17 protein-coding genes are annotated in these 17650 nt (G+C 74.3%); 7 read left to right on the top strand and 10 right to left on the bottom strand.

Going from position 1 to position 17650, the window contains the following annotated elements; translation table 11 throughout:
* Positions 1 to 6 precede the first annotated feature (6 nt).
* The 5 genes from ML5_RS02850 to ML5_RS02830 are packed head-to-tail and all read right to left on the bottom strand — an operon-like array spanning position 7 to position 7547.
* Positions 7 to 1095 carry a uroporphyrinogen-III synthase gene (locus ML5_RS02850; protein ID WP_013288585.1) on the bottom strand — a complete coding sequence of 363 codons (1089 nt, stop codon included), beginning with the start codon at positions 1093 to 1095 and terminating at the stop codon, positions 7 to 9.
* The gene (gene nirD / locus ML5_RS02845) at positions 1095 to 1442 is read right to left on the bottom strand and encodes a nitrite reductase small subunit NirD (protein WP_013288584.1); all 348 of its coding nucleotides are present in this window, start codon (positions 1440 to 1442) and stop codon (positions 1095 to 1097) included. Before nirD ends, ML5_RS02850 begins: the two co-directional genes overlap by 1 nt.
* Positions 1439 to 3970 carry a nitrite reductase large subunit NirB gene (gene nirB, locus ML5_RS02840; RefSeq protein ID WP_013473673.1) on the bottom strand — a complete coding sequence of 844 codons (2532 nt, stop codon included), beginning with the start codon at positions 3968 to 3970 and terminating at the stop codon, positions 1439 to 1441. The genes nirD and nirB overlap by 4 nt, the downstream gene beginning before the upstream one ends.
* Positions 3967 to 5439: an FAD-dependent oxidoreductase gene (locus ML5_RS02835; protein WP_013473672.1), complete on the bottom strand. Its 1473-nt coding sequence runs from the start codon at positions 5437 to 5439 to the stop codon at positions 3967 to 3969. The genes nirB and ML5_RS02835 overlap by 4 nt, the downstream gene beginning before the upstream one ends.
* On the bottom strand, positions 5436 to 7547 hold the full coding sequence (locus ML5_RS02830) for a molybdopterin oxidoreductase family protein (protein ID WP_013473671.1): 2112 nt from the start codon (positions 7545 to 7547) through the stop codon (positions 5436 to 5438). The genes ML5_RS02835 and ML5_RS02830 overlap by 4 nt, the downstream gene beginning before the upstream one ends.
* A gap of 143 nt (positions 7548 to 7690) precedes the next feature.
* On the opposite strand from ML5_RS02830, the gene ML5_RS02825 reads away from it, so the two are divergent.
* Positions 7691 to 8404, top strand: coding sequence for a class I SAM-dependent methyltransferase (locus ML5_RS02825; protein WP_236619347.1), 714 nt, complete (start codon positions 7691 to 7693; stop codon positions 8402 to 8404).
* Here ML5_RS02825 and ML5_RS02820 read toward each other — a convergent pair.
* Both ML5_RS02820 and ML5_RS02815 read right to left on the bottom strand, forming a co-directional pair.
* The gene (locus tag ML5_RS02820; RefSeq protein WP_255348697.1) at positions 8377 to 8844 is read right to left on the bottom strand and encodes a PIN domain-containing protein; all 468 of its coding nucleotides are present in this window, start codon (positions 8842 to 8844) and stop codon (positions 8377 to 8379) included. The two genes, ML5_RS02825 and ML5_RS02820, sit on opposite strands and share 28 nt — an antisense overlap.
* Positions 8845 to 8928: 84 nt before the next feature.
* Positions 8929 to 9396 carry a helix-turn-helix domain-containing protein gene (locus ML5_RS02815; RefSeq protein WP_013473670.1) on the bottom strand — a complete coding sequence of 156 codons (468 nt, stop codon included), beginning with the start codon at positions 9394 to 9396 and terminating at the stop codon, positions 8929 to 8931.
* Between the two features lie 178 nt (positions 9397 to 9574).
* Here ML5_RS02815 and ML5_RS02810 point away from each other — a divergent pair, with 178 nt between their 5' ends.
* The 6 genes from ML5_RS02810 to glmM all read left to right on the top strand — a co-directional run bounded on the left by ML5_RS02810 (position 9575) and on the right by glmM (position 14215).
* Positions 9575 to 9832, top strand: coding sequence for a DUF6364 family protein (locus tag ML5_RS02810; RefSeq protein WP_030269378.1), 258 nt, complete (start codon positions 9575 to 9577; stop codon positions 9830 to 9832).
* On the top strand, positions 9822 to 10115 hold the full coding sequence (locus ML5_RS02805) for a type II toxin-antitoxin system PemK/MazF family toxin (protein ID WP_013473668.1): 294 nt from the start codon (positions 9822 to 9824) through the stop codon (positions 10113 to 10115). Before ML5_RS02810 ends, ML5_RS02805 begins: the two co-directional genes overlap by 11 nt.
* 122 nt (positions 10116 to 10237) lie before the next feature.
* Positions 10238 to 11605, top strand: a complete 1368-nt coding sequence (locus ML5_RS02800) for an MFS transporter (protein ID WP_013473667.1) — start codon at positions 10238 to 10240, stop codon at positions 11603 to 11605.
* 209 nt (positions 11606 to 11814) lie between these two features.
* Complete coding sequence (gene rplM, locus ML5_RS02795; RefSeq protein ID WP_013288574.1) at positions 11815 to 12258, top strand: 50S ribosomal protein L13; 444 nt, start codon at positions 11815 to 11817, stop codon at positions 12256 to 12258.
* A gap of 20 nt (positions 12259 to 12278) precedes the next feature.
* Positions 12279 to 12743, top strand: coding sequence for a 30S ribosomal protein S9 (rpsI, locus tag ML5_RS02790; RefSeq protein ID WP_013288573.1), 465 nt, complete (start codon positions 12279 to 12281; stop codon positions 12741 to 12743).
* A 116-nt stretch (positions 12744 to 12859) separates the two neighbouring features.
* A complete protein-coding gene (gene glmM, locus ML5_RS02785) occupies positions 12860 to 14215 on the top strand; it encodes a phosphoglucosamine mutase (protein WP_013473666.1) in 1356 nt (451 codons plus the stop codon).
* A gap of 57 nt (positions 14216 to 14272) precedes the next feature.
* Here glmM and ML5_RS02780 read toward each other — a convergent pair whose 3' ends face one another.
* From ML5_RS02780 to ML5_RS02770, 3 genes are read right to left on the bottom strand one after another with little or no spacing between them, the layout of a single operon-like run.
* Positions 14273 to 15379 (bottom strand): low specificity L-threonine aldolase, encoded by a 1107-nt coding sequence (locus tag ML5_RS02780; protein ID WP_013473665.1) that lies wholly within the window; start codon positions 15377 to 15379, stop codon positions 14273 to 14275.
* Positions 15376 to 16563 (bottom strand): pyridoxal phosphate-dependent aminotransferase, encoded by a 1188-nt coding sequence (locus ML5_RS02775; RefSeq protein WP_013288570.1) that lies wholly within the window; start codon positions 16561 to 16563, stop codon positions 15376 to 15378. The genes ML5_RS02780 and ML5_RS02775 overlap by 4 nt, the downstream gene beginning before the upstream one ends.
* A gap of 31 nt (positions 16564 to 16594) precedes the next feature.
* Positions 16595 to 17572: an MmpS family transport accessory protein gene (locus ML5_RS02770; protein WP_013473664.1), complete on the bottom strand. Its 978-nt coding sequence runs from the start codon at positions 17570 to 17572 to the stop codon at positions 16595 to 16597.
* Positions 17573 to 17650: the final 78 nt, after the last annotated feature.

Here is a 17650-nt window from a genome sequence, read left to right as displayed (position 1 = left end):
TGCGGGTCAGTCGACCCGCAGGCGGTACCCCCGCTTGACCACCGTCTGCACCACGCGGGGCGCCGTCAGCCCCGCCCGCAGGCGGGCGACCGCCATCTCCACCGCGTGCTCGTCGGCGCCACGTGGCAGCGTCCGCAGCAGCGCGGTGCGGGAGAGCACCTTCCCCGGCGACGCGGCGAGCGCCCGCAGCACCGCCATCGGCGCCGGCGCCAGCTGGCGCAGCTCCCCGTCGACCACCGCGGCGTGCCCGCGCAGCGTCAGCACGTGCCCGGCCGCCTTCACCGAGACCGTGCGCCGGGGCAGCTCCTCGACGATGGTGCGAACCAGGGCGCCCAGCCGGGCCCGGCTCGGCGCGCTCACCGGCACCCCGCGCCGCACCAGCGGCTCGGCGGTGACGGTGCCGACGCACCCGGCCAGCACGTCGCCGCGCAGCGCCTCCAGCACCGTCTCGGTACGGTCCCCGGCCGCGCGCAGCAGCGCCTCGGCCGCCGGGGCCGAGGTGAACGTGACCGCGTCGACGAGACGCCCGGCCACCAGGTCGATGAGCCGGTGCAGCGGCGCCGGGTCGGCCGGCGGCGCCCACCGGTACACCGGCACCTCGATCACCGTGGCGCCGGCCGCCACCAGCGCGTCGGCGCACTCGGGCTGCCGCTCGCCGTGCAGTTGCATCGCCACGACCTGGCCGGCCACTCCGCGCCGGACCAGGTGCTCGACCACCTCGTCGCAGCTCTCCGAATCCGGGGACCAGTGCTCGCGCAGCCCGGCGGCACGGATCGCGCCGGTCGCCTTCGGACCGCGGGACACCACGTACGCGCGGGCGAGCGTGGTGCGCAGCGGCTCGGCCAGCCCCCAGCCCTCGGCCGCCTCCAGCCAGCCCCGCATGCCGATGCCGGTGTTGGCCATCAGCACGTCCGGCGGGTGTTCCAGGCAGGCCCGGGTGGCCTCACGCAGGTCGGTGTCGTCGGCCAGCGGGACGATCCGCAGCGCCGGGGCGAGCACCACCCGCGCACCGCGCCGCTGGAGCAGCGCGGCCAGTTCGTCGCGCCGCCGGTCGGCGGTGACCCCGATGGTGAAGCCGGCCAGCTCGTCCCGCATCATTCCTCCTGCCGTAACCGCACCTCGACCAGGCCGTCCCGGCAGCGCACCGGATGCCGGCGCAGCGTCACGCCCGGTAGGTCCAGGCACCGCCCGGTGGTGAGGTCGTAGACCTGCTTGTGCAGCGGCGAGGCGAGCGTGGGCACGCCGCCCCGGCTGCCCACCAGACCCCGGGACATGACGTACGCGCCGCCGACCGGGTCGAGGTTGTCCACCGCGTACAGCCCGTTCGCGGTACGGAAGACCGCCACCTGTACGCCGTCGACGAGGGCGGCCACGCCCCGGTCGGGGTCGAGCCGGTCCAGCGGGCAGACCGGGGTCCAGTCCAGCGTGACGACGGGGCTCATCGGCGTACCTCCGGCAGGCCCAGCGCGACGGGCTGGCGGCGGTGTCCGCCGTCCGGGGGCGCGCCCCGGGCCGGCACCGGCTGGCCCCGCTCCTGGGTGAACGTGATGGACGGGTCGGGCACCTCGGGCGCGTTGACGAAGGAGGTGAAGCGGCGCAGCCGGTCCGGGTCCTCCAGGACGTCGCGCCACTCGTCGGAGTAGCTCGTGACGTGCCGGGCCATGGCCGCGTCGAGGTCGGCGCAGAGCCCGAGCGAGTCGTCCACGAGCACCGACCGGAGGTGGTCCAGGCCGCCGTCCATGGCCTCGATCCAGGCGGCGGTGCGCTGCAACCGGTCGGCGGTGCGGATGTAGTACATGAGGAACCGGTCGATCAGCGTGACCAGCTCGGTGGTGCTCAGGTCGGTGGCGAACAGGTCGGCGTGCCGGGGCCGGAAGCCGCCGTTGCCGCCGACGTACAGGTTCCAGCCGCTCTCGGTGGCGATGATCCCGAAGTCCTTGCTCCGGGCCTCGGCGCACTCCCGGGCGCAGCCGGAGACCGCCGACTTGAGCTTGTGCGGCGCCCGCAGGCCCCGGTACCGCAGCTCCAGCGCGACCGCCAGCCCCACCGAGTCCTGTACGCCGTAGCGGCACCAGGTGTCGCCCACGCACGACTTCACCGTGCGCAGCGCCTTGCCGTACGCGTGGCCGGACTCGAAGCCCGCGTCGACGAGCCGGCGCCAGATCTGCGGCAACTGGTCGACCCGCGCGCCGAACAGGTCGATCCGCTGCCCGCCGGTGATCTTCGTGTACAGCCGGAAGTCGCGCGCCACCTCGCCGATCGCGATCAGCTTCTCCGGGGTGATCTCCCCGCCGGGAATCCGCGGCACCACCGAGTAGCTGCCGTCGCGTTGCAGGTTCGCCAGGAAGTGGTCGTTGGTGTCCTGGAGCGACGCCTGCTCGCCGTCGAGCACGTGCCCGGTGCCCAGCGAGGCCAGGATCGAGGCCACCACCGGCTTGCAGATGTCGCATCCGCTCCCGCGCCCGTGCTCGGCGACGAGCCGGGAGAACGTGCGGATGCCCCGCACCCGGATCAGGTCGAACAGCTTCTGCCGGCTGTGGTCGAAGTGCTCGCACAACGCCGTCGACTGGCGTACACCGGCGGCGTCCAGCAGCTGCTTGAGCATCGGCACGCAGGAGCCGCAGCTCGTACCGGCCCGGGTGCACGCCTTCAGCGCCGGCACGTCGGCCGCGCCGCCGGCGATCGCCGCGTCCAGGTCGGCCCGGGTCACCGCGTTGCAGGAGCAGACCTGCGCGCCGGCGGGCAACGCGCCCGCACCGGCGCCCGCGCCGCCGGCCGGCGCCAGCAGGGCCAGCGGGGGAGCGGGCAGCGGCCCGCCGACACTGGCCCGCAACGCCGGATACGCGCTCGCGTCCCCGACCAGCACGCCGCCCAGCAGCGTCCGCGCGTCGTCGGAGAGGACCAGCTTCGCGTACGAGCGGGCGGCCGGGTCGGTGTACGTCACGTCGAGGCAGCCCGGGGTGACGCCGTGCGCGTCACCGAACGAGGCCACGTCCACGCCGAGCAGCTTCAGTTTCGTCGCGGTGTCCGCGCCGGGGAACGTGGCCGCGCCGCCGAGCAGCCGGTCCGCCACCACCTCGGCGGTGGCGTACCCGGGCGCGACGAGTCCGTGGCAGACGCCGTCCACCGCCGCGCACTCGCCGACCGCCCAGATCCGCTCGTCGGCGGTCCGGCAGGCCGCGTCCACCAGCACGCCGCCGCGCGGGCCCAGCGGCAGCCCGGCCGCGCGGGCCAGCTCGTCGCGCGGCCTGATTCCGGCGGCGACCACCACCAGCTCCGCGTCGAGCGTGCGCCCGTCGGCCAGGTCGAGCGCGGCCACAGTGCCGTCCGGCCCGGGCCGCAGCGCCGTGGTGGCCACCCCGAGGTACGGCGTGACGCCCAGCTCCTCGACGTACCGCCGGAGCATCGCGCCGCCCGCCTCGTCCACCTGCACCGGCATCAGCCGGGGCGCGAACTCGACCACGCTGGTGGCGAGCCCGAGCAGCCGCAGCGCGTTCGCCGCCTCCAGCCCTAGCAGACCGCCACCGATCACCGCGCCGGCACGGCGGCCCCGGGCGTGCTCCCGGATCGCGGTCAGGTCGTCCAGCGTCCGGTAGACGAAGACGCCGGGCAGGTCGGTGCCGTCGACCGGCGGCACGAACGCGTACGAGCCGGTGGCGAGCACCAGCGCGTCGTACGGGTACTCACCGGCCGCCGTGGTCACCACCCGCCGGGCCCGGTCGACGCCGGTGGCCGGTTCGCCCAGGCGCAGGTCCACTCCGGCGTCGGGGGTGTGCACCGTCAGCTCGTCGGCGTCCACCCCGTCGAAGACGGCCGAGAGCCGCACCCGGTCGTACGCCGGACGCCGTTCCTCGGCGAGGACCGTGACCCGCCACCGCCCGTCGGTGTCCCGGGCCCGCAGCGCCTCGACGAAGCGCTGCCCCACCATGCCGTTGCCGACGACGACCAGCCTGCTGATCCGCTCGGTCATGACGCCACCTCCACCGTCTCGCGTACCTCGTCGGTTGTGGACGGATCCGCCTCGGCGAGCCAGCCGGCGATGCCCGCCACCGCGTCCCGGCAGCTGCCGCAGCCGGTGGCGGCCCGGGTCGCCGCGGACAACGCCGCCGCTGTCCGGGCGCCCGCCCGCCAGCACGCCACCAGCGCGCCCTTGCTCACGTCGTTGCACCGGCACACGGTCGCGGCGTCCGGCATCAGCGCCGGTGACGCGGCCGGCCCGGCCGGCGTCTCGCCGAACGCCCGGCCGAGCAGCAGCGAACGCCGGTCCGCCGGCACCGGCGCGCCCCTGTCGAACAGCTGCACCACGGTGCCGACCGCCGGGTTGTCGCCGAGCAGGATCGCGCCGGTCAGCCGCTCGTCCCGGATGCGCAGCCGGGCGTAGGTGCCACGGACCGGGTCGGCGAAGGTCAGCTCCTCGACGGGCCCGCCCGGGTCGCCCGTGCCGGCCACGTCGCCCATCGCGGCCAGGTCGATGCCGGCCGCCTTGAGCCGGGTCACCGCCGGCCGGGGCCGGTAGCGGGCCAGCGGGTCCGCACCGGTCAGCACGTCGGCCACCACCTGGGCCTGTGCCCAGGCGGGCGCGACCAGCCCGGTCAGCGTGCCGTCGTGCTGCGCGCAGTCGCCGATCGCGGAGATCCGCCGATCACTCGTCCGCATCCGGTCGTCCACCACCACGCCCCGCTCGACGGCGAGCCCGGCCGCCGCGGCGAGCGCGGTGTCGGGGCGTACCCCGCAGCAGAGCACCAGCAGGTCGGCGGCGAGCGTCTCGTCGTCGCCCAGGTGCAGGCGGACGCCGGTGGCGTCGGCGGTCACGGCGGTGGCCGCCACCCCGAGCCGGGACCGGACGCCCAGGCCGGCGAGCGTGCCCGCGAGGACCGCGCCGGCGGGCGGGTCGAGCTGGCGTTCCATCAGGTGCCCGACCGGGTGGACCACAGTCACGTCGAGACCCCGGGCGGCCAGCCCGCGGGCCGCCTCCAGCCCCAGCAGCCCGCCGCCGAGCACGATCACGCGTCGCGCGCCCTCGGCGGCGGCGAGGATCCGGCGGCAGTCGCCGAGCGTGCGGAACGGGACGACCCGCTCGGGCAGCGGGGCGAGGCCCGGCAGCGGCGGCACCACGGCCCGGCTGCCGGTGGCGAGCACCAGGTGGTCGTACCCGTGCCGCTCGCCGTCGTCGGTGACCACCTCGCGGGTGGCCCGGTCCACGGCGGTGACCGCCGCGCCGGTGCGGACCCCGACCTCCGGCCCGATTGCTTCGACCAGCTCCACGTCCGGCTCGCCGATGCGTCCGGCGAGCAGCGTGGAGAGCATGATCCGGTTGTACGCGCGGTGCGGCTCCGCCCCGAGCACTGTGATCCGCCGGTCCCCGCCGCGCGCGTGCAGCTCGGCGGCGAGGCGGGCGCCGGCCATGCCGTAGCCGACGACGACGATGTGCTCGCTCATGCCGCCTCCACCCGGACCGCGCAGATCTTGAACTCGGGCATCCCGGAGACCGGGTCGAGGGCGTCGTTGGTGACCGAGTTGGCGCGTTGCGCGCCGGGCCAGTGGAACGGCGCGAAGACGGTGTCCGGCCGGATCGCGGTGCTGAGCCGGGCCGGTGCGCGCAGCTCACCCCGGCGGGAGACCACCCGTACCGGCGCCCCGTCGGTCACGCCGATCCGTGCCGCCAGGTCGGGATGCAGCTCGACGAAGCCGCCCGGCGCGGCGCGGCGCAACGCGGCCACCCGCCGGGTCTGCGCGCCGGACTGGTACTGCGCGAGCACCCGGCCGGTGGTGAAGTGCAGCGGGTAGTCGGCGCACACCGGCTCGGCGGCCGGCCGGTGGGTCACGGCGTGGAACCGGGCCCGGCCGTCCGGGGTGGGGAAGCGGTCGGCGAACAGCCGGGGGGTGTCCGGGCCGTCCCGGTCCGGACAGGGCCAGAACACGCCGGTGTCGGCGTCGATGCGGTCCCAGGTGATCCCGGCGTAGTCGGCCGGCCCGCCGGCCGAGGCCCGGCCCAGCTCCGCGAACACCTCGCGCGGGTCGGCCGGCAGCGGCGTCCCGCCCCCGGTCAGCCGTTCGGCGAGCGCGGCGAGGATCTCCAGCTCGGTACGGACCCCGGCGGGTGGTTCGCGCAGCGCCCGGCGGCGCAGCACCCGGCCCTCCAGATTGGTCATCGTCCCGTCCTCCTCGGCCCACTGGGCGACCGGCAGCACCACGTCGGCCAGCTCGGCCGTCTCGGAACGGACGAAGTCCGCCACCACGAGCAGGTCCAGGGCGCGCAGCCGGGACTCGACCCGCGCGGCGCGGGGCGCGGACACGACCGGGTTGGAACCGAACACCAGCAGCGCCCGCGCGCCGGACGGCGTGCCGAGCGCGTCGAGGAGCTGGTACGCCGGCACCCCCGGCCCGGGTAGCGAGTCCGGTTCGACGCCCCACACCCCGGCGACGTGCTCGCGGGCCGCCGGGTCGTCGATGCGCCGGTAGCCGGGAAGCTGATCGGCCTTCTGCCCGTGTTCCCGGCCACCCTGCCCGTTGCCCTGCCCGGTCAGGCAGCCGTAGCCGGAGCCGGGGCGGCCGGGCAGGCCCAGGGCCAGGGCCAGGTTGATGAAGGCGGTGACCGTGTCGACGCCCTTGGCGTGCTGCTCGGCGCCCCGGGCGGTGAGGACGACCGCACGGTCCACAGTGGCAAGTGCGCGGGCGGTCGCGTACAGGTCGGCCACCGGCACGCCGGAGAGCCGTTCCACCTCCGCCGGCCAGTAGCCGGCCACCGTCCGCCGGACGTCGTCGAATCCGGTGGTCCGCTCCGCCACGTACGCGCGGTCCAGCCAGCCCTCGGTGAGCGCGATGTGCAGCAGCGCGTTCGCCACCGCGAGGTCGGTGCCGGGCAGGGGTTGCAGGTGCAGGTCGGCCTGGCGCGCGGTGGCGGTGGCGCGCGGGTCGACAACGATCAGCCGGCCGCCGCGTTCCCGCAGGTCGGCGACGTGCCGCATCAGCGGCGGCATGGTCTCGGCCGGGTTCGCGCCGACCAGCAGCAGCGTGTCCGCGTGCCCGAGGTCGGCGAGCGGGAACGGCAGTCCCCGGTCGATCCCGAACGCCCGGTTCCCGGCCGCGGCGGCCGACGACATGCACCAGCGCCCGTTGTAGTCGATGTGCCGGGTCCGCAGCGTCACCCGGGCGAAGCGGCCCAGCGCGTACGCCTTCTCGTTGGTGAGCCCGCCGCCGCCGAAGACCGCTACCGCGTCCGGCCCGTGGTGGTGCTGCACGTCCTTGACCCCGGCGGCGACGCGGTCGAGCGCCTCGTCCCAGGTCGCCGGGCGCAGCTCGCCGCCGGGCCGGTCGCGCAGCAGCGGGGTGGTGAGCCGGTCCGGGTGGTCGAGCAGGTCGGCGGCGGTCCAGCCCTTCTGGCAGAGCCCGCCCCGGTTGGTGGGGAAGTCGCGGGCGCCGACCTCGACACCGTCGCCGGTGGCGCGTAGCACCATGCCGCACTGCAACGCGCAGTACGGGCAGTGCGTGGCGGCCTCGACGAGGCGTGACCCCGTTCGCGTCGCCGTGCGTGCACCGTCTGTCATGTCGGAAAAGCGTGCCGTCGGGCGGTTTCCGGTCCGGGTCTGCTCTGTTTCGGTCCTGTCACGAGCGCTTCACACCGCACGCGGGTGACGAGACGCTCCGCAGGGCTTAGAATGTGGGACAACAATCTCATATAACGGGAGGCATGATGAGCGTGGCGGACGCGTTCGACGCGGTGGCCGGCAGCTACGACCAGGCCCGGCGCCGCCTTGTGCCCTGCTTCGACGCCTTCTACGGCACCGCTGTCGAGGTGGCCGCACCCCCGCTGCGCGCCGCGCTCGCCGCCGGGCGTACCCCCGAGGTGCTGGACCTGGGCGCGGGCACCGGCCTGCTGTCCCTGCTGCTGACCGCGGCCGTCCCCGGGGTCCGCCTGACGCTCGTGGACGGCGCCCCCGGCATGCTCGCGGTGGCCGCCGGGCACCTGGACGCCCGTGGCGTGCCGCACCGCACTGTCCACGCCGACCTGGCCGGCCCGCTGCCCGCCGGCCGGTACGACGCGGTGGTCTCCGCGCTGGCCATCCACCACCTCGACGACGAGGGCAAGCGGGCGCTGTACAAGCGGGCCGCCGACGCGCTCGTCCCCGGCGGGGTGTTCGTCAACGCCGAGCAGGTCGCCGGGCCGACCCCCGCGCTGGACCGCCGCTACGACGAGGTGTGGACGGCGCGGATCACCGAGCTGGGCTCCGACGCCGAGGAGATCGCCGGCGCCCGCGAGCGGATGCGGCACGACCGGCCGGCCCCGGTGGCCGAGCAGTGTCGCTGGCTGACCGAGGCGGGCCTGGTGGACGTGGACTGCTTCTTCAAGGAATGGCGTTTCGCGGTCTTCGGCGGTCAGCGGCCGGACGGATCGGCGAGGTGATTCTCGAGCCGATCGGCGAAACGGGACGCGCCGGCCTTCCTTAGGTGGGCGATCAGTTCGACCGCGTCCTTGTCCTCGGCGACCAGGCTGCGCCGGTAGTAGTCGATCTGCCGCGCCAACGTTCTCATGACCAGAGGCATCGAACGGTCGGCCACCCAGTTGAGGAACTCGTCGCCGGTGCGGACCGACAGCGATTCCCGTACGCATTCCGGCGGAAAGGCGCGCCGGTCGTCGGTCACCAGGATGTCGGCGCGGCCGTGGACGGCGGCGGCCAGCACGTGCCGGTCGTCCGGGTCCGGCGGGCACGGAACGTCGTTCGGCGAATAGCCGGTGACGAGGCCGTACGGGAACGCCTGGACGAAGCGGCGTCGCTGCCCGCCGATCGCCTGCTCGGAATGCTCGGGCCGCTTACGGCGCAGGCGATACATCCATTCCGCCAGAACGTCCTCGCGTCCAGGAACACCAGTGAGGCGCTGGGGATCACAGTGGACACCCTACCCAGCGCCCCCTGGCCGGGCCCGGAACTACACGTCGTCGGTGAAACCCAGCGCGTCGGATTCCCACATCAAGGCCTCGTACGACTTCCGTCGCTCCTCCATCTGCCGTTGCCGGAATGCGAGGACGTCGCGGAGGAAGAGGCGCCGGTGGCTGCCGACCCGGTGGGACGCGATCGACCCGTCCTCCAGGAGGCGGACGAGTGTGGGGCGGGACATGCCGAGCAGCTTCGCCGCCTCGGTCGTCGTCAGTTCGCGGGAGATGGCACTGATCGCGACGCCGTCGCCGCGGGCGAGCATCGCCGAGATCTGATGGAGGACGTCGAACATCTGGGCGGGCACCTCGACCTCTTCGCCGTCCGCCGAGACGAGGCGGGCCACGCCTCCGCCCGCGGCGAGGGGGTGCCGCACGAGGAACTCCTCCATGGCGGCCGCCTTCTGGCGCTCCGCTCCCTCGGTGGGCATGACCGAGGCGGCCATGCCGGTTCTGAGGCTCATGACGGCTCCCTGTGGCAGATGCGGCTTGTGTCGTCCCAGCCGTTCGGACCTGCTCTATCGTCGCCCCCAAGTGCAATATCCGCAACCGGCTTCCCTTGTTTCACCTGCAGGTGTCCGATTCCGCGATCGGCGGGGACGAGGATGACTGGCGGTCATACCGATGGGTAGTCTTCGCGGCATGACCGCCAAGGTGACGCTGTCGTTCTCCGACGAGACGATCGAGGAGGCGCGCCGGTTCGCCAAGCGGGAAGGGCTCTCCCTCTCCGCCTGGATGGACCAGGCCGCCCGGGAGAAGGCGCTGCGTGAGGTCTTCACCGCGCACGCCGACGCGGTCGGCCGTGCCGGCCTGGACCTGGAAGCCGCCGCCCTGGCCGACGCCCAGGAGGTCGCGCTCGTCGACGACGCCCTGTTCGGCGGGCGTCCGCGTGCTGCGTAGGGGTGAGGTCTGGCGCATCTCCGGCGCCCGGGAGCGGTTCGGCCTGGTGATCAGCTCCGACGTCTACAACGCCACTGCGGTACCGATCGTGATCGTGGCCGAGGTGGTCGAGGAGTCGCTGCTGCGCGACTCGCCGCTCGCCGTGCCGATGGGCGCGTACGTGGTGATGCCCGACCGGATCTCCTCGCCGATGAAGAAGTGGTTCACCGAGTGCGTGGACGTGGCGGACACCGAGACCATGCAGCGGGTCGGCCGGGCGCTGCGGATCCTCCAGGATCTGTGACCGCCTCACCGGCGCCGTCCGGCGGACGTGCGATCTCCGTTGCCGGGCCGACGCGTGTGGGGCACGCCGGGGAAACCACGGGCTGAGAGCGTCGCCTCGTCATCGACGAGGAGGAGTCGCCCGTGAGCACGCTCGTTTCCGCACCGACCACGCCTCCGGCCACCACCGCCGGCCGGCTCACCGAATGGCGGCCGGAGGACCCGGCGTTCTGGGCGGCCGGTGGCGCCCGGGTCGCCCGGCGCAACCTGTACGTCTCGATCTTCGCCGAGCACGTCGGCTTCTCGGTGTGGAGCCTCTGGTCCGTCACGGTGCTGTTCCTGGGCCCCGAGTACGGCATCGACCCGGCCGGGAAGTTCCTGCTCACCGCCGTACCGGCCGCGCTGGGGGCGGTGCTGCGGCTGCCGTACACGCTCGCGGTGGCCCGCTTCGGCGGCCGGAACTGGACCATCGTGAGCGCGCTGCTGCTACTCGTGCCGGCGGTGCCGATGGCGGTGCTGATCGAGCCCGGGGTGTCGTACGCCACGCTGATGGTGCTGGCCTGCCTGTCCGGCGTCGGCGGCGGCAACTTCGCCTCGTCGATGGCGAACATCAACCTGTTCTTCCCGGAGCGGCTCAAGGGCCGGGCGCTGGGGCTCAACGCCGGCGGCGGCAACCTGGGCGTACCGGCCGTGCAACTGGTGGGGCTGGCGGTGCTGGCGACCGCCGGCGCCGCGTACCCCCGGCTCGTGCCGGCGGTCTACCTGCCGCTGATCGTGCTGGCCGCGCTGGCCGCGGCCCGGTGGCTGGACAACGTGCCGGGGGCGCGCAACGAGCCGGGCGCGCTGCGCGCGGCGGCCCGCGACCCGCACACCTGGGTGATGTCGCTGCTCTACGTGGGCACGTTCGGATCGTTCATCGGCTTCGGGTTCGCCTTCGGCCAGGTGCTCCAGCTCCAGTTCCACGACCGGTTCCCGACCCCCGTGGACGCGGCCTGGCTGACCTTCCTGGGGCCGCTGATCGGGTCGCTGATCCGGCCGGTGGGCGGTCAGCTCGCCGACCGGCTGGGCGGGGCGCGGGTCACGTTCTGGAACTTCGTCGCGATGGCCGCCGGGGCCGGGCTGGTGCTGTACGCCGCCAGGGAGAAGTCGTTCCCGCTCTACCTGGCCGGGTTCCTGGCGCTGTTCGTCTTCTCCGGCATCGGCAACGGGTCGACGTACAAGATGATCCCGGCGATCTTCCGGGCCCGGGCCGTCGCGGAGAGCGAGCTGACCGGCGACCCGGAGGCGGCACAGCGGCGGGCCCGGCGGCTGGCCGGCGCAGTGATCGGCATCGCCGGGGCGGTCGGCGCCTCGGGCGGGGTGCTGGTGAACGTGGCGTTCCGGCAGTCGTTCCTGGCCTCCGGCACTGCTGATGCCGCCTACCTGGCCTTCATCGGCTGGTACGCGCTCTGCTTCCTGGTCACCTGGGTGGTCTACCTGCGTCCCGGACCGCGTACGCTGGTCGGCGTGTGACCTGTGCCATGACGAACCCGCAGGCCACGCGCGGCGCGACCCCGTTTTGACCTGCCGCCGGGCGGCCGGGTATCGTTGCCTGCTGTTGTACGACATTCTTAGGCGTGCCGCATCAGGTACGCTTGGTCGTTCGTGCGCGCTGGTCCGGCTGGGTACTCCTGGTCACCTCGGCGCGCGACCCCAGACCGACGACGAGACAAGGTAGACCTGTGCGTACGTACAGCCCGAAGCCGGGTGAGATCGAGCGTCAGTGGCACGTCATCGACGCCTCTGATGTCGTGCTGGGCCGCCTGGCGACCCACGCCGCCACGCTCCTGCGTGGCAAGCACAAGCCGACTTTCGCGCCGCACGTCGACACGGGCGACTTCGTCGTCATCGTGAACGCGGGCAAGGTCGCGCTGACCGGCAACAAGCGCCAGACCAAGGTCGCTTACCGCCACTCCGGTTACCCGGGCGGCCTGAAGCGGGTCGGCTACGACGAGCTGCTCACCAAGCGGCCCGAGCGGGCCATCGAGCTGGCCGTGAAGGGCATGCTCCCGCACAACAAGCTGGGCCGTCAGCTTCTCAAGAAGCTGAAGGTCTACGCCGGTGCCGAGCACCCGCACACCGCGCAGCAGCCGGTGCCGTTCGAGATCAAGCAGATCGCGCAGTGAGCGCGGGCGAAGGAAGCAGCATGACCGACATCACCGCCACCGAGGTCGCCCCCGAGGCCACCGAGGCGCCGGCGCCCGTCGCGCGCGCGCCCCGTGGTGACCGCCCGATCCAGACCGTGGGTCGGCGCAAGGAAGCCATCGTCCGGGTCCGGATCATCCCGGGCAGCGGCAAGATCACCTGCAACGGCCGCGACCTCGAGGCCTACTTCCCGAGCAAGGTGCACCAGCAGCTCATCAAGGACCCGCTGGTCACCGCCGAGAAGCCCGAGGCGTTCGACGTGATCGCCAACCTGCGTGGCGGCGGCACCACCGGCCAGGCCGGCGCGCTGCGGCTCGCCATCGCCCGGGCGCTGATCGTCAGCGAGCCCGACGACCGCCCGGCCCTGAAGAAGGCCGGCTTCCTGACCCGTGACGCCCGGGTCAAGGAGAGCAAGAAGTACGGCCTCAAGAAGGCCCGCAAGGCTCCCCAGTACTCGAAGCGCTGATCATCACAAGCGTCTTGTACTTCTGACGGACGGCCGGTCCGCTTCCCCTTCCCGGGAGGCGGACCGGCCGTTCCGCGTTTCTCCTCTCATCGGCAGTTCCACGGAGGTTGGCGGGTATGGGCCGGTTGTTCGGCACGGACGGCGTACGCGGGCGGGCGAACGCGGATCTCACCCCGGAGTTGGCGCTTGCGGTCGCGGTGGCCGCGGCCCACACGCTGGCCGAGACCGACAAGAGCCATCCGCCGCTCGCGGTGGTCGGCCGGGACACCCGGGCCAGCGGCGAGATGCTGGAGGCGGCGGTGGTCGCCGGGCTCACCAGCGCCGGCGCCAACGTGGTCCGGGTCGGCGTGCTGCCCACCCCGGCGGTGGCGTTCCTCACCGCCGAGGCAAAGGCCGACCTGGGCGTGATGCTCTCCGCCTCGCACAACCCGATGCCGGACAACGGCATCAAGCTGTTCGCCGCCGGCGGGCACAAGCTGCCCGACGAGATCGAGATGCGGATCGAGGAGGCGGTGAAGGCGAACGCCACCACCGCCTGGAAGCGCCCCGTCGGCGCCGGTGTCGGCCGCGTGCACGACCTGCTCGACGGCGCCGACCACTACGTGCAGCACCTGGTCGGCACCGTGCCGCACCGCCTCGACGGGATCAAGGTCGTGGTCGACTGCGCCAACGGCGCGGCCGCCGACGTCGCACCGGTCGCCTACCGGGAGGCCGGCGCCGAGGTGATTGCCATCCACGCCGAGCCGGACGGGCTCAACATCAACGACGAGTGCGGCTCGAACCACATCGAGGCGCTGCGCGCCGCGGTGGTCGAGCACGGCGCCCACCTCGGCATCGCCCACGACGGCGACGCCGACCGCTGCGTCGCGGTCACCGCCGACGGGAACGAGGTCGACGGCGACCAGGTCATGGCGATCCTCGCGCTGGCCATGCGGGACGCCGGCGAGCTGACCCAGGACACCCTGGTCGCCACAGTGATGAGCAACCTCGGTCTCCGGCTGGCCATGTCCGAGCACGGCATCCGGCTGGTCGAGACCAAGGTCGGCGACCGGTACGTGCTGGAGGAGCTGCGCGCCTCCGGCCTGGCGCTCGGCGGCGAGCAGAGCGGCCACATCGTGCTGCCCGCGTACGCCACCACCGGCGACGGCGTGCTGACCGGCCTGCACCTGATGGCGCGGATGGCCGCCACCGGCACCTCGCTGGCCGAGCTGGCCGCCGTGGTCACCAAGCTGCCCCAGGTGCTGATCAACGTGCCGGTCGGCGACCGTACCGTCGGCGCCGCCGCACCGGCCGTCCGGGCCGAGGTCGAGCGCGCCGAGGCGGAGCTGGGTGAGACCGGCCGGGTGCTGCTGCGCCCGTCCGGCACCGAGCCGCTGGTGCGGGTCATGGTCGAGGCGGCCACCGAGGACACCGCCCGCGAGGTCGCCGAGCGCATCGCCGAGCAGGTCCGCACCGCCAGCCCGGTCGCCTGACCGACCCGGGGCCGCCTGCTCTTCCTCCTCGCCGGTCAGCTCGGCCGGACGCGGCGGTCAGTTCGCCTGGACCCGGCGCAGGAAGCGGGCGGCCAGGTCGGCCACCGCGCCGGCGTCCAGCTCCTGCGCCGGCCCGGCCACGGTCACCTCGGCCAGCGCCAGCCCGGGTACCTCGGTGTCCCGCCAGCCGCCGACGAACCACGCGCGTTCCTCCTCGGCCAGCGCCAGGTTCGCCGCGTCGAGCACGGCCGCCGGGTACGGCAGCCAGAACCGGAACTGGTGGGTGTGCGGCGGCGCCGGGTACACCCGGGCGCCGGGCAGGGCGGCCAGCGCCTCGGCCACCACCCGGGCGTGCACCACGTACCCGGGGAGGCGGGGCAGCTCCCGGGTCAGCCCGGCGAGCGCTGCGAGCGCCGCCGGCCACTGCTGGAACAGCGTGCCGCCGTAGCGGTGCCGCCAGGCACGCGCGTACCGGATCAGCTCCGCGTCGCCGGCCAGCGCGGCACCGGAGATGCCGCCCAGCGACTTGTAGAACGAGACGTACGTGCTGTCGGCCAGCGCCGCGATCTCGGCCGGCGAGTAGCCCAGATGGACTGACGACTCCCAGAGCCGGGCCCCGTCGAAGTGCACCCGGGCGCCGCGGGCGCGCGCCGCCGCGACGACGGCCACCAGCTCGTCCCAGGTCGGCAGCACGAACCCGGCGTCCCGCAGCGGCAACTCCAGGAAGAGCGTGCCGATCGGCTCGTCGAGCGCCGCCACCTCGTCGGCAGCCGGGTTGCGCGGCGCGCTCGTGGTGCGCACCGCGCGTACGCCGGCGAGCAGCGCGTACGCGTCCCGCTCGTGCGTCAGCGGATGGCTGAGCGGGTGCAGGCCGACACCGGCGCGGCCGGTCAGCTCCGCCCCGTGACGCATGGCCACCTGCTGCGCCATCGTGCCCGACGGGAAGAACGCGGCAGCCTCCGCGCCGAGCAGCTCGGCGACCCGCAGCTCCAGCTCCGCCACCGGCCCGCCCTCGCCGTACAGGTCGGGCGGGTCGTCCCCGGCCACCTGATCGAGCGCGGCGAGCTGTTCCCGTACGGAGGCCGGGCGTACGCCGGAGAGCATCGTGTCGCAGTCACGCTGGGCGGTGAACCGGCGCAGCCGCGTGGCCTGCTCGTCGCTCATCCGTCCGCCCGGAGCCGGCGCAGCCGGGTCACCGCCTCGGCCAGCACCTCCGGCCGTTTGCAGAACGCGAACCGGATCAGCCGGCGCCCGGCCTCCACGTCGTCGTAGAACACCTGCGTCGGCACCGCCACCACGCCGCAGCGCTCCGGCAGCGCCCGGCAGAACTCCACCCCGTCCCGGCCGCGCAGCGGCGTGACGTCGGCGGTGACGAAGTAGGTGCCCTCCGGCGCGAGCACGCCGAACCCGGCGTCGGCCAGCCCGGCGGCGAGCTGGTCCCGGCGGCGTTGCATGTCGTCCCGGAACCCGGTGAAGTACGCGTCCGGCAGCCCGAGCGCCACAGCCACCGCCGGTTGCAGCGGCCCGGCGTTGACGAACGTGAGGAACTGCTTCACCCGCAGCACCGCCGCCACCAGCGGCGCGGGGCCGCTCACCCAGCCGACCTTCCAGCCGGTGCAGGAGAACGTCTTGCCGGCCGACGAGATGCGCAGCGTCCGCTCCCGCATGCCCGGCAGCGTGGCCAGCGGTACGTGCGGCGCGGCGGCGTCGGTGAACACCAGGTGCTCGTAGACCTCGTCGGTGACCGCGTACACGTCGTGTTCCCGGCACAGCTCGGCCACCGTCGTCAGCTCGTCGGCGGTGAAGACCTTGCCGGTCGGGTTGTGCGGCGAGTTCAGCAGCACCAGCCGGGTACGCGGCCCGAACGCGGCGCGCAGCTCGTCCGGGTCGAACGCGTACCTGCCGTCGGGGCCGGGCCGCAGCGTCACCGGGCGGCGGACCGCGCCGGCGAGCGCGATCGAGGCGGCGTACGAGTCGTAGTACGGCTCGAAGCAGATCACCTCGTCACCCGGCTCGCAGAGCGCGAGGATGCTCGCCGCGACCGCCTCGGTGGCGCCGGCCGTCACGACGATCTCGCCGTCCGGGTCGTACTCCAGGCCCCAGAACCGGCGCTGGTGCCCGGCGACGGCGGCGCGCAGCGCGGGGATCCCCGGGCCGGGCGGGTACTGGTTGTGGCCGGTACGCAGCGCCTCGGCCGCGGCGGCGAGCATCTCCGGCGGGCCGTCGGTGTCCGGGAAGCCCTGCCCGAGGTTGACCGCGCCGGTGCGCACGGCCAGCGCGGACATCTCGGCGAAGACGGTGGTGCCGAACGGCCGCATCCGGGCCACCAGGGGATCGGTCGTCGTCACGGCGGCCAGCCTACGGCCCGCCGCCGACCGCTCACCAGCCGAAGCAGGTCGCGCCGTACTCGCCCGAGTCCGTGGAGACGACCTTGCCGTTGACGGTGATCCGGCAGGTCACCTCGCCGGACTCGACGGGGCTGGCGATGATCTGCACCCGCTCGCGGTCGTTCGCGGTGAGGCTCAGCCGCCAGGGCGTGTCCACGGCGCCGGGCTGGTGGAAGTTCGCGTCCGCGTCGTAGAACTGCACCTCCGCCTCGCCGTCGGTGGCTGTGACCTCGTACAGGACGGTGAACCTGCCGGGTCCGCCGGACGGGGTGGTGACCGGTCGGGCCGGGGGACCGGTGGGCTCGTCGGCCCATCCGTCGGGCTCGCCGTACAGCGGCCCGTCGTACCGGTCGCCGGAGGCCGTCCCGTCGGTCATGGAGCGGCCGAGGAAGGACAGCCCGACGCAGCCGCAGACGATCAGCGCGAGGACGGTGACGATGCCGATCACCAGACCGGCCACCCAGCCGCCGCCGCTGCGGCGCGGCGGCATGCCCGGATACGCGTACGGCGGCGGGTAGGGCCCGGGCGGGTAGGACCCGGATTTGTGAGGGCCGGGCGGGTAGGCGCCCGGTGTCCAGGCCGGCTGTGCCGAGAAGTCCGGGACGCCGGGCTGGGACGGCCAGCCGGGCGTGGCCGGGAAGCCTGGGGCCTGCGGATCGCCGGAGGCCGGTGGGACGGCCGGGCGTGGCGTGGCGGCCGGGTCGGCCGGAGCCGCCCACCCCGGTTCGCCCACCGGCCGGCCCGTGCCGCTCGGGGACGAGGCCGGGTCGGTTCCGGACGCGCTCTCCGGGCCGGCTGCCGCCCAAGGGCTCGGTGCCGGGGGCGGCGACCAGGGCGCGGGCGGCGTCCACGGCTGCGGGGCGGCCAACGGGTCCGGCGGCGTCCAGGACGAGGGCTGCGGCGTGGCCGGCGCGGCGGTCGGGTCGCTCGGTCCGGAGGCCGGTTCGGGGGCGGGGGTCGTCTCGGACATGGGCTCAGCTCACAGGGGTACGGCGCGGACGACCGCGGAACGGTGGGGCCGGGGGACGGCGCCCGGCCTCAATGTAGG

The organism is Micromonospora sp. L5 (genome assembly GCF_000177655.2).
GTDB lineage: Bacteria > Actinomycetota > Actinomycetes > Mycobacteriales > Micromonosporaceae > Micromonospora > Micromonospora aurantiaca.
Note: the sequence above shows the minus strand (reverse complement) of the source record. Positions and strands in the feature narration are given on the sequence as shown.

What these genes read in the sequence shown, in the direction of transcription:
- ML5_RS02835 (WP_013473672.1), bottom strand. Translation starts at nt 5,439, where the DNA reads ATGAGCGAGCACATCGTCGTCGTCGGCTACGGCATGGCCGGCGCCCGC.
- ML5_RS02850 (WP_013288585.1), bottom strand. Translation starts at nt 1,095, where the DNA reads ATGCGGGACGAGCTGGCCGGCTTCACCATCGGGGTCACCGCCGACCGG.
- nirD (WP_013288584.1), bottom strand. Translation starts at nt 1,442, where the DNA reads ATGAGCCCCGTCGTCACGCTGGACTGGACCCCGGTCTGCCCGCTGGAC.
- ML5_RS02830 (WP_013473671.1), bottom strand. Translation starts at nt 7,547, where the DNA reads ATGACAGACGGTGCACGCACGGCGACGCGAACGGGGTCACGCCTCGTC.
- ML5_RS02810 (WP_030269378.1), top strand. Translation starts at nt 9,575, where the DNA reads ATGACCGCCAAGGTGACGCTGTCGTTCTCCGACGAGACGATCGAGGAG.
- ML5_RS02825 (WP_236619347.1), top strand. Translation starts at nt 7,691, where the DNA reads ATGATGAGCGTGGCGGACGCGTTCGACGCGGTGGCCGGCAGCTACGAC.
- nirB (WP_013473673.1), bottom strand. Translation starts at nt 3,970, where the DNA reads ATGACCGAGCGGATCAGCAGGCTGGTCGTCGTCGGCAACGGCATGGTG.
- ML5_RS02780 (WP_013473665.1), bottom strand. Translation starts at nt 15,379, where the DNA reads ATGAGCGACGAGCAGGCCACGCGGCTGCGCCGGTTCACCGCCCAGCGT.
- glmM (WP_013473666.1), top strand. Translation starts at nt 12,860, where the DNA reads ATGGGCCGGTTGTTCGGCACGGACGGCGTACGCGGGCGGGCGAACGCG.
- ML5_RS02770 (WP_013473664.1), bottom strand. Translation starts at nt 17,572, where the DNA reads ATGTCCGAGACGACCCCCGCCCCCGAACCGGCCTCCGGACCGAGCGAC.
- ML5_RS02815 (WP_013473670.1), bottom strand. Translation starts at nt 9,396, where the DNA reads ATGAGCCTCAGAACCGGCATGGCCGCCTCGGTCATGCCCACCGAGGGA.
- rpsI (WP_013288573.1), top strand. Translation starts at nt 12,279, where the DNA reads ATGACCGACATCACCGCCACCGAGGTCGCCCCCGAGGCCACCGAGGCG.